The sequence below is a fragment of the Parachlamydia sp. genome (genome assembly GCF_050255895.1).
GTDB lineage: Bacteria > Chlamydiota > Chlamydiia > Chlamydiales > Parachlamydiaceae > Parachlamydia > Parachlamydia acanthamoebae.
In genome coordinates this window covers 1-15,025 of sequence record NZ_JBFWIR010000011.1, presented here as the reverse complement: position 1 = coordinate 15,025, position 15,025 = coordinate 1, and the positions used below count along the sequence as shown (strand labels likewise).

Here is a 15,025-nt window from a genome sequence, read left to right as displayed (position 1 = left end):
TTTTTCTTGAATATCCAACCTTTTCTTTTACTTCCTGAAATAGCTGTGGAAGCCTTATTACTAGAATTTTATTCGCATATTTTTTTCGCAATGATTTCTAAGCCTTGACTGAGCTTCATTAAATGAATGTCTGCTTGTTTTCTAATCTGATCATTATCAAGCTCCTGTATATTTTCATGGCATATTTGCATGATTTCGAGTAAGCGTGTTTTATAGAAATTCATTTGGCCAAAAATTTGTTCATTTAAAAGGGCAAATGTACGTTTGTCATAGCCACTTGCACGCACCTTCATTCTCCAAATCCCCACAAGAACATTTAATGCACTTCCCTCTCCACAAGCAGTCATCCAATTATAATAAATCTTAGAAGCAACAGCATCACGATTTTCTTGCAATATTTCTGTGAATGGCCGAGTCAGCACCCAAAAGCTTTCTAAACTTTTTAATGCGCCATTTTCTTCGAATAACTTTGAAACATGTTTTATGTTACTAAAATAAAAAGGTTTACATAGAATCTTGGATAAAGCATTCATCGAACCTTCAAAGTGTTCTATCGTTCTTCCTAGAATTTTTAACAGCTCACAAAAATCCCCATATTTATAATATTTTTCACTTAACGCTCGATCAAGAATTGTACTGCCCAGATTGAATTGGAACGCGCGTGAATGAGATGGATGGTCCATAATAAATAGAATAATTTTGATAAATGCTTTAAATGTATCGCCATTTTGTATGGATTTTTGCAGGATCTGAATGATTTTTTTTGGATCATTTAAACAAGGGATGAGAAACTTAGCGGCTTCAATTTTAATTTGCTTTCTTATTTCCTTTACAGACGACCTGCCATCAGAATTGCTTGGCACGCATAAAGTGGGGATTAAAGTGATTAAAAATCCTAGATTTTTTTCAATAGCCAGAGAAGGAGTCGCTTGGCAAAGCATTTTAATTTCACCTAGCCAAGCTTGATCTATGCAAAAGCATTGTTTAAAAACTTTACAAAAGTCGATAGCATATTTTCTAAATCGTTTGGATAAGCATAAGTCCAAAACGATTTGCAAAATAAGCTTTTTATTGAATTCAGAAACCCCTTGAATTCTGTAACTTTTTGAAATTAGAAAAAAAACTTTTTTTATTCCCCCCTTGTTCAAACCCATTACAAAATGTTTAAAATACAAACAAATAATCGAAAAACCATTTTGATTCAGCTCATCTGATCTTCCAAAAAGGTTGAACATTTGCGTCATGAAATTTATTTTCTTTTGAAAGTTACCATAAACTTTCGAGCCTAATTCTTTTCGATCTTTCTCTTGCGGCTCTCTTCCAAATAATTCACGCCGTATCTGGCGAATACTTTCCAAATGATTGGAGTCACATTGCATAACTTTTTTCTCTAAAATTTCATGCACTTTTTTTACGTAGGATTGATAGCAGATTTGTGTTTTCGCTATTTCTGGAAATAGCATCAAGACAGACACTAACGCCATAAAATCTGCAGCATAAACATGCGAATCAGCTAAGCTTTTTTTAAATAAGTGCTCACATATTAAAAGAAACATTTCATCTGGCGTAGGTAAATTTGAATTTATACGACTCAAAAAAATTAAATACTTTTTCATCTCAGCATAACGTTGGAATGTTGAAAATGCGTGTTTTTCAAAAGCACTTAGGATTAATCGGATGTCATGATCTTCCCGTTTTGGGTGATTGAGTAAATAGGAGATTTCTTTTTTGACAATATCGGTGTTATTAAGATCTATGAGGATCAGGCGCGTCATATTCAAATAAAGTCTATCCCGAGTTTCTTCTAGCGGACTTTCTTGTTTACAAGCACAGGCAAAAAAAGCAATTAAAGCTTTTTTCCCAACCTCATAATCCTCTGGGGAATGGTTTTTTTGTTCCTTAAGCTCAGAGCCTATTAAATTGAACCATGCTGTTTTTTCCTCATCTGAGCTGAAAGAGACATGCTGACTTAATCTTTTAAACAAATAATCCCATTCAGTAGGAGGACATATTGCATCATTTTGAAAAGAAATAAAGGCACGAAAAATGAAGGTTATAATTTTAGCCTTAAGCTCTGAATTAAGTTCAGACTTTCCATTGAGCTTAAAAAGAAATTCCAGAAAAGAAAAAACCTCGTCCAATCCAGAAATTTTCTTAAAATTTTGCTCGAACACCTCACAAATTTTTTCCATGAGAAGCTCTATTGAAAATGGTCTCAAATCAAAAACGACTTCTAGTAATACACCGCATAATGTGGGCAAGTATTCTGTCGTTAAATACTTATCGAATATTTCATATCTAGTGTAAATATTTTGGTACAAATCCATTCTACCAAATTCTGAAAGTGCCTGCATTTCGCGATACCTCGTAGTCGGTCGATTTATAGATGCTATGCTGCAAAGGAAGTAGAGTTTTGAATGCATGTATGATCATTCAAATGCTAGAAAAAGTCGGTAGATGTCAACAGTTTTATTGAGCTCAAATCATGGAGTATGTATTAAACTAGGTCAAACATTGTCTAGCTTGAAGAACATCTTGGGATATTTGAGCTTTTAAATGCTCAATAGAAGAAAATTTTTGTTCTGGACGGATAAAGGAGTGAAAAACGACTTCGCAAAAAGAATCATAAAGATCATTTTCTTGAGCATCTAGAAGATGAACTTCTAAAACGGGATTATTTTCCTCTCGAATAGTGGGAGCAATGCCTAAATTAGCAACAGCAGGAAAGCAGATCCCTTGATGCCACAGTTTTACGGCATATACTCCATAGGGAGGTAAGCACATCCCTGTGACATCGAAATTAGCTGTGGGGAAACCTAGGTGTCGTCCCTTTCTTTGTCCAGGTTTAACCATGCCATAAAAAGAATAGGACCGACCAAGCAGTTGACTGGCTTCAGACAATTTTCCATCTGCAATCAGTTGTCGAATTGCACTGCTCGATATTTTTTTTGTATCGATAGAATATTCAGGAAGATAAGTGAGCTCAAAAGCATGTTCTTTAGCAATCTGATTTAAAGTGGAGCGATCACCTTTTCTATCTTTTCCTAGAAAGGCATCATGCCCGAGAATTAAATGAGAAAAGGGAATGGATGCCTGTAATTTTTCTAAGAAGATCTCTGCGGTTTGACCAGCAAATTCTAAAGTAAAAGGAAGTAAAATGACCCAATCAATCTTTGCTTGTTCTAAGAGAAAAAGCTTATGATCTAATGTACATAGCTGACAAGTCGATTTTGCTGAATTTAATACTGTGGAAGGATGATTGACAAATGTGAAAACGGCCGTTTGAGCATTTTGGAGTTTTGCAAATTCTTTAAGGGCTTGTAACACTTTCTGATGCCCAAGATGCATTCCATCAAAATTGCCGATCGTTAAAACGATGGGATGATTTGTGCTTGGAAACTCATGTAAGTGATGAATGACTTTCATGTATGCATTGGTTGAATGTGTCGTTTGAGGTCATCAAGTGTATAGGTAGAGGCTTTTAATGGAGCACCATCTAGGCAATCCTTTAAATAAAACTGGCCACTTCGCACTCTTCTAAGCTGGGAGAGATGAGCCCCTACTCCTAATAATTGCCCTAAATCATGCGCTAAACTACGAATATAGGTGCCTTTGCTACAAGAAACCGCTAGAGACAAATAGGGATAGGCATAACTTAATAAAGTGATTTGCACAAATACTTTTGCAGGAGGTCTTTCGACTGTTTTTCCTTGTCTTGCCAATTCATAAAGTTTTTTGCCATTCTGTTTTTTGGCGGAAAACATGGGAGGAACTTGCAGGATTTCTCCTTGAAAGCTCTGTAAAGCGACCTGGATTTCTTCAAGTGTGGGGACTCTGCCACATTGTGATAGGATTTGTCCTTCACAATCGTAAGTGTCTGTCGCGGCACCAAGATAGGCTTCCGCTTCGTATTCTTTATCTTGGCATAGAAATTGATCAGATAGACGCGTAAAGTTTCGACCAATCAACATGACCATGACGCCTGTTGCAAAGGGATCAAGAGTTCCTGCGTGCCCTATTTTTTTAACACCCAGCACCTTGCGAAGTCTTGCAACTAAATTAAAGGCTGTACATCCCCTTGGTTTATCAAGAAGAAGTACACCTTCAATATCTGAACTATTCTGAGGAAGATTCGTCATTGTCATCAGATTCTTCACTTCTTGTACTTTTTTCATCTTCGATTTCGCGAAGTAAACTTTCAATACGCATTTGGCGGTCCACGCTATCATCCAAAACAAAAGTAAGTTCTGGAAAAAAGCGCATCACAACCTTCTGAGATGAATTCACAGCAATAAAACCTGCTGCAGATCGCAAAGCTTGAAGAGTATCCTCCTTCTCTGCCCCGGTTCCCATAATGCTCACATAGACTTTTGCATGTCGCAAATCTTTTGTGATATCAACGCGAGTGACAGTTGTCATTTCACTTACGTAGGGATTACGCACATCCTTTTTAATCACTTCCGTAATCACTTCGCGTAATAAAGAGTTTAGGCGGTCCGTTCTTTGTACTGACATATGATTAGAGCTCTTGTGAAATATAAGTGACTTCAAAAGCTTCCAGGATATCTCCAGCCTGAACTTCACCAAAATTGTTTAAAAGAATTCCACATTCAAGTCCTTTAGCAACTTCGCGAACATCTTCTTTGACACGTTTTAACGAAGAAATCGGCCCCTGCCATATTTTTTGGCCGTTTCGCTTAACACGAATGCTGTCATTTCGACGAATAACACCATCGGTCACGTAGCAGCCTGCGACAATTCCGAGATGGGAAGACTTAAATATTGCTCTAACTTCAGCTTGTCCTTTCTCAGTCTCGATCGGTATTTTATCCAATAACGCTGACATGAGTTCTTTAATGTCATCGATTGCATGATAGATAATATCATGTAAGCGTACTTGAACACCCAACTGTTTAACTAAAATGTCTGCGTGGCTTTCAATTTTTGTATGAAAACCGAGAATTACAGCTTTTGAAGCAGCAGCTAATTGCACATCAGATTCAGCGATTTCACCTACACCTGTTGAAATAATCACTAATTCCGCTTTTGTGGATTTAATTTTTTCTAAGGCAACTTTCAAGGCTTCCAAAGACCCCTGTACGTCAGCTCTTAGAACAACGTGCAAGACTTTCTTAGCTGTTTCTGTCGCTTGTTGGAATACATTTTCCAGAGAAGCCTTTTTCATCTTTTGCAGGTTAACTTGTCTAATTCCAAGCATACGCGCTTCGGCAATGCTTCTGGCTTCTTTCTCACTGCTCACAACAATGAACTCTTGTCCTGCATCTGGCAAGCCTGAAAGGCCTGTAATTTCAGCTGGAGTCGAAGGTGGAACTTCATCCATTTCACGACCAAATTCATCGTGAATTGTTTTAATTCTCCCCCAAAGTTGTTCAAAAACAAGAGCGTCGCCTTTACGCAGTGTTCCGTTCTGAACCAAAATTGTGGCTTTAGAACCCATGCCTTTATGAAGTTCGGATTCAAGTACCGTTCCTCTAGCTCTGGCCGAAGGATTTGCTTTTAATTCGAGAATTTCAGTCTGCAAAGCCAACATTTCAAGCAATGTTTTAATGCCTTCGCCTGTTGTTGCAGAGCAATTCACCGTAATGATTTGACCGCCCCAAGCTTCTGGGAGAAGTTCGTGTTCTGCTAACTGTCGGTAAACGTTTTCAGCATTAAAATTTGGCTTATCACATTTATTGAGGGCCACAATAATTGTCACTTTTGCTTCTTTTGCATGCTGAATCGCTTCGACTGTTTGTTGACGAATGCCTTCATCTCCAGCAATTACGAGAACAACAATATCCGTGACATCCGCACCGCGAGCTCGCATGGATGAGAACGCTTCGTGACCAGGAGTATCTAAAACGGTTAGATCGCCAACATCTGTGTGGCAGCAAAATGCACCGATATGCTGAGTAATAGCTCCCGCTTCGCCGGCAGCACGATTACTTTTACGGATTGCATCGATCAAACTTGTCTTTCCATGGTCAACGTGTCCCATGAAGGCAACGACCGGTGGACGAGTTCTTAGCAAGGAAGGATCTGTACTTTCAATCTCTTGTTTAATGCTTTTATCTGTAACGCGAATTCTTTCCTCTTCTGTCGTGTCGATGGTAATTTCGCAACCAAACTCATTTCCAAGTAATTGAACAAGTGTTTCATCTTCAAGAATGTCGTTAATTGTCACAACGATTCCCTGCAAGAAAATTTTAGCAATTAATTGAGAAGCTTTAAGCTTCATTTCACTTGCTAGATCTTTTAAGGAAATAGGTAAACGAATAGAAAGAGAAGTTGGTCGTGTAACAGTTTCTTCTTGCTGACGAGCTGATTTACCTCTTCTTTTTCTCCAATTTTGATCTTCATCATTTTCACGCAAACCTTGTCTGTCACGTGAATCAAAAGACCTCATTTGAGTAGGCTGACGCTTAACCGGTTTAACATCGCGGAAATCTTTAAACTTTGGCCCTTTTTTCTCAGCTTGTACTAATTCTTCTTGCTTTTCTGGTGATGCCACTTCAGTAGGTCTTTTTACTTTCGGTTTTGGTTTTCCGTCGCGAGAATCAGCTTCAGTACGTACAGGTGCTGCAGGTTCTACTTTTTTAGGCTTTGCTACAGGTGGTTTTGGAGGTGGTAGCAAATCTTTAATATGACGCCCTGTGGGGCCTAATTTCTCGCGAACTGGGGCTGGTTTTGGAGCAGGAGCTTCAACAGGTGCTGGAGCTTCAGGTTCTTTAACGGGCTTAGGCGCTTCTTTTATGATTTCTTCTTGTTCCACAGAAACAACGGTCTCTTCAATTTTAGGTTCCGCTACTTGTGAAAGAGATTCGACAACAGCCTCTTCTTCTTTTTCAATCAATTCTTTGGCACTCTCGGCGTCGGCGATAGGTGCGATAGATTCTTCAACGACTGAAGATTTAGCTACTTTTTCATCGATTGTTTCTTCAGCTTCTATCTGTTCAGATAGCTGATTTTCAACATCCTCACTTGAAGCTATTTCTGAAATCCCTTTCCCTTCGCCAGGTTCTGCAAAAACAGATTTGGAACGAGCTCGGATGCGTGGAGCAGCAGCTTCTTCTTTATGGCTTTTAACCTCTTCTTCCGATGCAGGTTTTTTAGAAGGCTTGCTTACAGGCTTAGCTTCTAGTTGCTCTTCAGATTCGGGTGCATTTTTCTTTGCTGCCAGCTTGCTTTTAACTGCTTCCAAATTTACGGCTTTTGCGATTTGGGTATTTTTAATTGTTAACTTAAGGTTTTTTGCCAAGGCCTTATGTCCTTTGTTTTCTTATTTGTTCTAATATTTTATCTGCGAGCTCAATGCTAATTCCAGGCACTGTAGCCAATTTTTCCGGAGCAGCAGTTAAAATCGCTCGCGGTGTGCTATATCCTTCTGCGATTAAATGCTCGAAAATGAGTGTATTCACACCTTCAATATTTTTTAGTGGTTTATCTAGCCAAGGTTCTTGAGAGGTCGCAAGCTCTGAACGCTCGACGGCCATCGCATGGTTGTATTCTGCCATGCGTTGAACTTCTAGTTCATACCCAATCAGTTGGCTATTTAAACGCGCATTCATTCCTTTTTTACCGATAACGGCTGCAAAATCCGCGTCATCAACGACAATTGAGATTGTCTTGTCATCTTCATTAACACTGACCTTGCGAATTTCGATAGGATCTAGTGCGTTTTGCAGTAACTCTACTGGATCTTGAGAATAAGGAATAATGTCAATTTTTTCATTGTTTAATTCGCGAACAACATTTTTTACACGAATCCCGCGCATTCCAACACAAGAACCTACTGGATCGATTTTTGAGTCTGTTGAACGCACCGTCATTTTTGTTCGGTAACCAGCTTCACGTACAATACGGTCGATCACAACAATCCCATCATTTAATTCGGGGACTTCTTGCATCATCAGCTGCTTGACAAATTCAGGATGACTGCGAGAAAGTACAACTTCTGCACCACCATTTTCTGTTTCGTTAACCTCATAGAGAAGAGCTAAAACTTTTTCACCAACATGATACTTTTCTGTTTTCGGATAATGCTTGGTCGGCATGATAGCTTCAACTTTTCCAAGATCAATTACGACATTTGATCCACGCACAAAACGTTTGATTGTGCCGGAAATGAGTTCATTCGTTCGATGTCTATATTCTTCATAGATAACATCTCGCTCAGCATTGCGTAATTTTTGTGTAATAATCTGTCTTGCTTTTTGTGCTGCGATTCGCCCAAAGTCTTTTGGTGTAGCAACGACATCAATAAATTGACCGATTTCACAATCGGGATCAATTTCACGCGCATCTTGCAAAGAGATTTCTTGAGCCTCGACTTCGACTTCTTCTACAATTTCTTTTTCGCAGTAAACATCAATGTTCCCAGATTTTGGGTTAATCGTGACCGTCACATTTGATGCTCCGCTAATACTTTTCTTAGCAGCAGCTCGCAAAGACTCCTCAATTGCAGCTACAACAATATTTCGCTTAATTCCTTTTTCACGCTCTAAATACTCAAAGATTGCAATTAGATCTTTGTTCATGTTTTTGCCTCTTACCTCTGTGGCACACAACTCAGAATCTTTGTACCACTGATGAATTATTGGTTATTTTTTTGCATCTATTGCTGTTGCTTATTTATATCCCAGCTTCTTGCTATTTTGATAAATAGCAGAAAAATCTTTTGTATTTTATCGAATCTACTGCGGAGGCTGTGCATTGAGCTTGCTCTGGATTTTTCTTGTCTTGACTGCCACTTAGATCATTCATGAGATTGGCTAGAGTCTTCAGGATATCCTAAGCGCCTCTTAAAGTTTTAAGAGGCGCTTGCAGTGAATCATTTATGATTCGTCAGATTCATCTGATTCGGTATTTTCGTCATCGTCTTTACGCCCTTCTTCCGCATCTTTTTTCTTGCGTTTAGATGGAGCAACAACAATGTCGTCATGGTTGCATTGGTTTTGATCGATCAAGTATTCTTTAATTGACAATGCAATTTTTTTGTACTCTGGATCTAATTTAATGACCTTTGCGATCACTTCATCACCTTTTGCAACAACATCTTCAACTTTGCCAAATGCTTTATCTGAAAGCTCTGTCACATGAATGAGACCTTCAATTCCACTTTCTAGCTCTACAAATGCTCCGAAAGCTGTGATTTTGCTAACAACCCCTTTTACAAGAGTGCCTACAGGCATTGTCTTCTCGATGCTTTCCCAAGGATTATCACTTAACTGTTTTACACCTAAGGTGATTTTCTTGCTATCTTTATCAACAGAAAGAATGACGGCATCTACAACATCACCTTTTCGGAGAACTTCAGATGGGTGAGAAACCTTTTTAATCCAGCTCAAATCAGAAATATGAATGAGACCTTCAACACCAGGCTCTAACTCAACAAACGCGCCGTAATTGGTCAAGCTTTTAATTTCAGCTTTTACATTGGTGCCAACTTGGTATTTGTTTTGAACGTCATCCCATGGATTGTGTTCTGTTTGTTTGATTCCAAGAGAAATTTTCCCTTCATCTTTCTGAACAGACAAAACGATCGCTTCTACTTCATCACCTTTTTTCACAACATCGCTTGGATCTGTCACATTTTTTACCCATGACATTTCGGAAACGTGGATTAAACCTTCAATTCCAGGTTCAATCTCGATGAATGCGCCATATGGAAGTAGGTTAACAATTTTACCTTTTACACGTGTTCCTGGCGGATACTTCTGTTCAATTTGATCCCATGGATTTGGCTCTTTCTGCTTGAGACCTAATGCAACACGGCCTTTTTCTTTGTCGATGCTGAGGATCTTCACTTTCAATTTATCGCCTAACTGCACCATTTCGGAAGGATGTTTAATTCTCTTCCAAGTCATATCTGTGATGTGCAAGAGACCGTCGATTCCATCCAGGTCAAGGAAGACACCAAAGTCTGTAATATTCTTAACAGTTCCTTCACGAATATCCCCTTCTTGAATTCTCTCAAGAACTTCTGCTTTTTTCGATACGCGCTCTGCTTCGAGTAGTTCTCTGCGGGAAACAACAACGTTTTTTCTTTCGATATTGATCTTAAGGATTTTAAATTCGTAAGTTTTGTCGATGTAGTCATCCAAATTCTTAATACGCTTATTGTCAATTTGGGAACCAGGCAAGAAAGCTTCCATCCCGATATCAACCATTAAACCACCCTTGACTTTACGCAAGACTCTTCCTTTAACAATCGAACCTTCTTCACAATGCTGCAAGATGTATTCCCACTGACGAAGACGCTCAGCTTTCTCACGAGAAAGCACGATTTGACCATTGTCATCTTCAGCCTGATCGAGTAGAACTTCTACTTCACCATCTAACACGATTTGCGAAGGATCGGAGAATTCTTCCATGGGGACAAGTCCTTCAGACTTAAGACCCACATCGACAACGACATGATCCTTCGTGATCTCAACAATTCTTCCTTTTAGCACGGTACCAGGAATCATCGCAGTGGGTTCTTCGATGGATACATCTCCCCCTTTTTGATCTAACATTGCTTTAAATGCTTGTGCGTCTTTTTCATCGAACATAACATCATCAACGATATTACTTTCTTCCCACGCACGTTTAAATTTATTACTCATTTATAAGGTTTCTCCTTCCTTTTTGACTAAAGGAATTATGCTATCAGATGGTTAAGAAAAAAAGCAACCGTAAAAGATCTCCAGACACAATTAAAAACGGAGCGACAAAAAGGGAGAAACAAAGAAAAAGTGAGGGTTCTTATTGATTGATTTACTTGACACTTCTACACAACCTCTTAAATATTTAAGAGACGTGCTTAATCTTGTAGTGGTTGAGGTTCTTCTAATACAACGATATCATTTTTATAGGGATAATGTAAATGACCAAATTCAGGCTTCCTTTGAAGTTCCATTAAATGGATAGGACTTTCAAATCGATCTATCTCATAACTGAGTCTAATATTATCTTTTTCAATACGCTCAACTTCTTTTTTAAGAGATGGAATCGCAAGACGCAATTCCGTCAATTCATTTTGTCGATCGATTAAGCCATAAAGCGTAAAAGCCGCGCAAGAAATGCAAACAAGAATTTGGAAAAACAACACCTTACGCGTATTCATAATTTTTCTAAGACTCGAAGCTTAGCACTGCGACTGCGCGGATTAGCAGCCACTTCTTCGTCATTTGCAACAAGCGGCTTTCGCGTCAATAGGCGCACCTCTGGATCTTTATCTCGAAAAAGACCAGCTAATCCTCGCGTATCCCACTTATCACTGGCCGCATGGCGAAAAAGATTCTTGACAATCCCATCTTCCAAACTATGAAAACTAATAATTCCCAGGCGGCCACCCTTTTTCAATCTTCTAATCGCCGCAGGAATGACACGCTCCACCACGTCTAATTCTTTATTTACACAAATTCTTAAAGCTTGAAAAACAAGTGTGCAAGGATGAATTCTTTTAGCTGGGTTAAAGCGAAGTACTGGTCGAAGGACCTCCACTAATTGCTGAGTCGTTAAGATTTGCTTTTCCGCTCTTGCCTGCACAATCGCGCGCGCAGCTGCTCGCCAATGCCTTTCCTCACCGTAATCTCGAAAAATCCGCTCCAATTCTTTTTGCGGCCAAGTATTCACAACAATCGCAGCGGTAAGGGGATTGCGGGGATCCATCCGCATATCCAGCGGACCTTCTTTTGAAAAACTAAATCCTTTTTCGGCAATATCGAGCTGCATGGAGGATACCCCTAAATCAAGCAAAATCCCATCAACAGTGCTAATTTCTAGTTGATCTAAGAATTTCTCTAAATTCTCAAAATTTCCTGAAACGAAGGTCACCTTTTCACTCCAAGGCGCTAAATTCTCAGCCGCAACGGTAAGAGCGAGAGGATCTTGATCAATTGCAATCAACCTTTCGATTTCGGGATGGGCGGCTAAAAGAGCAGCTGAATGACCACCCGCGCCAGCTGTTCCATCGATGAAAATACGCAAAGAACAGGGACTGAAGGATTCAATCACCTCTTTCATTAATACAGATTGATGGACTTTTGACATAACATCTCAATTTAGACTGGGATAAGATATAAAGCCTACCAAAGTTAGGGCATTCATGCAATGAGATTCACACGAAAGACAAGAGATATGAGAGTCCAATTTACAAGAAAATCTCACAGTGTTAAACTAAATATAAGGGTCGAAAAGTTAAACACACAACAATTCTATTAAAAATTAACGAAAATTCCCCATTTAAAACAAATGGCCTAAAAGCTAATTGTAAATATATGGGGAACATTGTTTAATCGGACGTTTTAAAACGACGATTTATGCAGCAGTATGATATAAATGAGGTGATGTATGGCTACCATTGACCAACTAGACTTAAGCGTCTATAACTTGTATGCAATTCGCACCAAAATGTTGGAGCAAATTGACCAACAACTCAGCCTTAAGTCAGCATCTTCGATCCCTCCACAAACACAAATTGTTGATATTAATCCCAAGCTAACAGAGCTTGATATTTTGCTAGGGATTGTCCCCCTTCATACCCCTTGGGCTTATTTCTATCCGCCTCAACGCATTCGAGATTTGAGACGCTCACCCTTTGCTTTTTATCGCGTCGCCCCTTCTTTGGGCTCTTATGAGGATCAAGAAGAGCTAGAAGCTACACTCGCAGCGATTCCTTGCAGCACAGCTGAAGAAGAGCAAGAAAAAAAAGCAATCACAAACTGTTTTAAGCAAATTAGTAAAATTAACGAATGGCTTGGATTCATCGTCGGACGAATCGGACAATTCTTACAGGGATAATGCATGGCTAAAATCAATTGGGTAAAATCTTTAGGGTGGACGGAAGAGCAACTGGATGACCTACGCTTTACTGGATATGCCTATTTAAGGCAGGGTAAATATGATATTGCCCTCGCTTTTTATGAAGCATTAGCTGCTTTATCCCCCAATAACGCCTACGATCTTCAAACTCTAGGCGCGTTATACTTGCAACTCAATAATCCTGTTAAAGCATTAAAATGTTTCGATCAAGCATTAAAAGTTGAGGCAGATCATGCTCCGACACTTTTAAATGTGGCAAAAGCACTTTTTATGCTCGGAAAAAAAGAGGAGGGCCTTAAATTAGCCCAAATTCTTCAAAATGAACCCAGTTTAACAATATCTAATACGGCAAAAGCCTTAATTTTAGCTTATAGTTAAGCTTTTAACCCTAAAATCTTTTTTAAAGAATAGCAAACTTTTTGAATCTGCTCTTCGGATAAATCCACATAAAGAGGCAGTGAAAGCGCTTCGGAATAATACGCTTCCATTTCAGGAAAATACTCAGAAATATCACCTAAAGACGATTTATAAATAGGGTGCTTATAAATAGGTATGTAGTGCACTTGGGTGCCAATTCCATCCTCATAAAGCTTTTGCATCACTTCTGCACGCGTTTTTTTTATCGCTTTAAAATCTATTTGCACCACAAACAAGTGATAAGCACTATAAGCATCATGTTTGGGTGAAAAAAAAGTTATGTATGGTGTATTTTTTAATAGTTCGCGATAAAGGGACACGAGTTTTTGCCGTCTCTTAATGAATGAATCTAGTCGTTTGAGCTGGCTCAATCCCAGGGCAGCTTGCATTTCTGTCATATGAAAATTCCCTGTGATTTCTTCAACTTCGTAATACCAGGGCATTTCTTTCAACATTTCAGCCGTTTTTTTCATTCCATTGTTTCTAAAACGACGCAATCGAGCATCCAAATCTGGATCATTCGTTAAAACCATTCCCCCTTCACCCGTTGTCAGATTTTTCGCAGGATGAAAACTGAGAACTGTCATGGCACTCCATGTGCAACACCCCACTTTTTCACCCGTCGGATAGCGCGAGCCTAAAGCATGGGCAGCATCTTCAATAATCAAAGTCTCGGGATTTTTTATCATTTGGTCGAGCTTTTTCATATCGACAGGAATTCCTGCAAAATGCACGGGAAGAACGACGTTTTTCCCCCGAGAAATGGGCTGATTCACATTATATGCTAATTGATCTAGACTGAGGTTGCCGCTTTGACGCTCAATATCAATAAAAATAGGAGACACGTTTCTTAAAGATGCTGCGCCGGAACTGATCACAAAAGAATTCGGGGTTGTGAGAAAGCGATCTCCCGGCTGAATTTTTCCGACATGGCAAGCAGCCGTTAACCCTGTGGATGCGCTATTAAAGGCCACAGCATATTGCGCTCCGCAATAATCAGCTATTGCCTGTTCAAAAGCTTGTACGTAAGGTCCTCGCGTTAAAAAGCTTCCCGACATAGCTTTCATCACCTCTTCTCTATCAGAGTCGTCAATGGATTGTCGGGCGTAAGGGATAAAATTTGGAGATTCTAACACAGTTGTTTCCTCGTTCAATAAGTACACTTAAAGGATGAAGACTCGATATGAATCTGTCAAGAATTTAAAGCAAAGTCGAGATCCTAAACCTTTTTCTTTGCAAACCGTTCTAACTGCATTTTCTCTATAAAAACCGCACAAATTAAACAAAAATTTCACATGATCAAATTATATGAACTTCTTCTGAATTCATACCCAAATTAAAATGAATCACATGTGATACTAAACTCCGTCTACAGCAAGAGACCTTGATTAAAACCAATCTTATCATCCCCTAACATCCATAACTTTTGTCTTATTGTTAAGCTTGTTAAATATTCATATTGACGAAAGTCTCAGTTAAAGTTAAAGAATAAATCATATCCTATTCCTTAACATTTTCTAGATGCAAGTATGTTTCGTCATTTAACAAAAGCTTTTAATCGATTCCAAGGAAAGTTCACCTATCGACAAAGATTTATTTTGTTTGCCCTCATCTTTTTTGTTGTTATCCCATTTCCAACCTATTGGTTGCTTGAAACACAGAATTTTCTTTTGCAACGCAATAAAACCAAAATAGAAGGAAATCAACTTCAGCAAGTCCTGGGATCCTTATTAAATAAAATTCTAAGGCACGAGATTATCGAAATTGCGCAAATACAGCTAAAAATTAAACAGACGGA

At 39.0% G+C, this 15,025-nt stretch carries 12 protein-coding genes and 1 pseudogene; 3 read left to right on the top strand and 10 right to left on the bottom strand.

The window, feature by feature from the left end:
• Positions 1–68: 68 nt before the first annotated feature.
• The 9 genes from AB7E63_RS03085 to rsmH all read right to left on the bottom strand — a co-directional run bounded on the left by AB7E63_RS03085 (position 69) and on the right by rsmH (position 12,039).
• Positions 69–2,354 (bottom strand): hypothetical protein, encoded by a 2,286-nt coding sequence (locus tag AB7E63_RS03085; RefSeq protein ID WP_284452550.1) that lies wholly within the window; start codon positions 2,352–2,354, stop codon positions 69–71.
• 148 nt (positions 2,355–2,502) lie between these two features.
• The gene (locus tag AB7E63_RS03080; protein WP_006340104.1) at positions 2,503–3,426 is read right to left on the bottom strand and encodes a bifunctional riboflavin kinase/FAD synthetase; all 924 of its coding nucleotides are present in this window, start codon (positions 3,424–3,426) and stop codon (positions 2,503–2,505) included.
• Positions 3,423–4,139 carry a tRNA pseudouridine(55) synthase TruB gene (gene truB / locus AB7E63_RS03075; protein WP_006340103.1) on the bottom strand — a complete coding sequence of 239 codons (717 nt, stop codon included), beginning with the start codon at positions 4,137–4,139 and terminating at the stop codon, positions 3,423–3,425. Before truB ends, AB7E63_RS03080 begins: the two co-directional genes overlap by 4 nt.
• Positions 4,117–4,515, bottom strand: coding sequence for a 30S ribosome-binding factor RbfA (gene rbfA / locus AB7E63_RS03070; RefSeq protein WP_006340102.1), 399 nt, complete (start codon positions 4,513–4,515; stop codon positions 4,117–4,119). Before rbfA ends, truB begins: the two co-directional genes overlap by 23 nt.
• Positions 4,516–4,519: 4 nt before the next feature.
• Positions 4,520–7,261 carry a translation initiation factor IF-2 gene (gene infB, locus AB7E63_RS03065; protein ID WP_006340101.1) on the bottom strand — a complete coding sequence of 914 codons (2,742 nt, stop codon included), beginning with the start codon at positions 7,259–7,261 and terminating at the stop codon, positions 4,520–4,522.
• Between the two features lie 4 nt (positions 7,262–7,265).
• Entirely contained in the window at positions 7,266–8,540 is a 1,275-nt protein-coding gene (gene nusA / locus AB7E63_RS03060) for a transcription termination factor NusA (RefSeq protein WP_006340100.1), read from the bottom strand.
• A 297-nt stretch (positions 8,541–8,837) separates the two neighbouring features.
• Positions 8,838–10,610, bottom strand: coding sequence for a 30S ribosomal protein S1 (gene rpsA / locus AB7E63_RS03055; RefSeq protein WP_013925279.1), 1,773 nt, complete (start codon positions 10,608–10,610; stop codon positions 8,838–8,840).
• 197 nt (positions 10,611–10,807) lie between these two features.
• A complete protein-coding gene (locus AB7E63_RS03050; RefSeq protein ID WP_013925281.1) occupies positions 10,808–11,110 on the bottom strand; it encodes a hypothetical protein in 303 nt (100 codons plus the stop codon).
• On the bottom strand, positions 11,107–12,039 hold the full coding sequence (rsmH, locus tag AB7E63_RS03045) for a 16S rRNA (cytosine(1402)-N(4))-methyltransferase RsmH (RefSeq protein WP_284452551.1): 933 nt from the start codon (positions 12,037–12,039) through the stop codon (positions 11,107–11,109). Before rsmH ends, AB7E63_RS03050 begins: the two co-directional genes overlap by 4 nt.
• A 300-nt stretch (positions 12,040–12,339) precedes the next feature.
• Between rsmH and AB7E63_RS03040 the strand changes: the two genes are divergently transcribed.
• Together AB7E63_RS03040 and AB7E63_RS03035 are read left to right on the top strand one after the other, a co-directional pair.
• Positions 12,340–12,789, top strand: coding sequence for a DUF5399 domain-containing protein (locus AB7E63_RS03040; RefSeq protein ID WP_013925283.1), 450 nt, complete (start codon positions 12,340–12,342; stop codon positions 12,787–12,789).
• Between the two features lie 3 nt (positions 12,790–12,792).
• The gene (locus AB7E63_RS03035) at positions 12,793–13,188 is read left to right on the top strand and encodes a tetratricopeptide repeat protein (RefSeq protein WP_006340094.1); all 396 of its coding nucleotides are present in this window, start codon (positions 12,793–12,795) and stop codon (positions 13,186–13,188) included.
• Here the strand turns inward: AB7E63_RS03035 and AB7E63_RS03030 are convergent.
• A complete protein-coding gene (locus tag AB7E63_RS03030) occupies positions 13,185–14,363 on the bottom strand; it encodes a DegT/DnrJ/EryC1/StrS family aminotransferase (RefSeq protein ID WP_006340093.1) in 1,179 nt (392 codons plus the stop codon). The genes AB7E63_RS03035 and AB7E63_RS03030 overlap by 4 nt on opposite strands.
• Positions 14,364–14,756: 393 nt before the next feature.
• Between AB7E63_RS03030 and AB7E63_RS03025 the strand changes: the two are divergent.
• Positions 14,757–15,025 (top strand): annotated as a pseudogene (locus tag AB7E63_RS03025) (methyl-accepting chemotaxis protein); the annotation flags it as partial.

What these genes read in the sequence shown, in the direction of transcription:
- AB7E63_RS03085 (WP_284452550.1), bottom strand. Translation starts at nt 2,354, where the DNA reads ATGCAGGCACTTTCAGAATTTGGTAGAATGGATTTGTACCAAAATATT.
- AB7E63_RS03080 (WP_006340104.1), bottom strand. Translation starts at nt 3,426, where the DNA reads ATGAAAGTCATTCATCACTTACATGAGTTTCCAAGCACAAATCATCCC.
- truB (WP_006340103.1), bottom strand. Translation starts at nt 4,139, where the DNA reads ATGACGAATCTTCCTCAGAATAGTTCAGATATTGAAGGTGTACTTCTT.
- rbfA (WP_006340102.1), bottom strand. Translation starts at nt 4,515, where the DNA reads ATGTCAGTACAAAGAACGGACCGCCTAAACTCTTTATTACGCGAAGTG.
- nusA (WP_006340100.1), bottom strand. Translation starts at nt 8,540, where the DNA reads ATGAACAAAGATCTAATTGCAATCTTTGAGTATTTAGAGCGTGAAAAA.
- rpsA (WP_013925279.1), bottom strand. Translation starts at nt 10,610, where the DNA reads ATGAGTAATAAATTTAAACGTGCGTGGGAAGAAAGTAATATCGTTGAT.
- AB7E63_RS03050 (WP_013925281.1), bottom strand. Translation starts at nt 11,110, where the DNA reads ATGAATACGCGTAAGGTGTTGTTTTTCCAAATTCTTGTTTGCATTTCT.
- rsmH (WP_284452551.1), bottom strand. Translation starts at nt 12,039, where the DNA reads ATGTCAAAAGTCCATCAATCTGTATTAATGAAAGAGGTGATTGAATCC.
- AB7E63_RS03040 (WP_013925283.1), top strand. Translation starts at nt 12,340, where the DNA reads ATGGCTACCATTGACCAACTAGACTTAAGCGTCTATAACTTGTATGCA.
- AB7E63_RS03035 (WP_006340094.1), top strand. Translation starts at nt 12,793, where the DNA reads ATGGCTAAAATCAATTGGGTAAAATCTTTAGGGTGGACGGAAGAGCAA.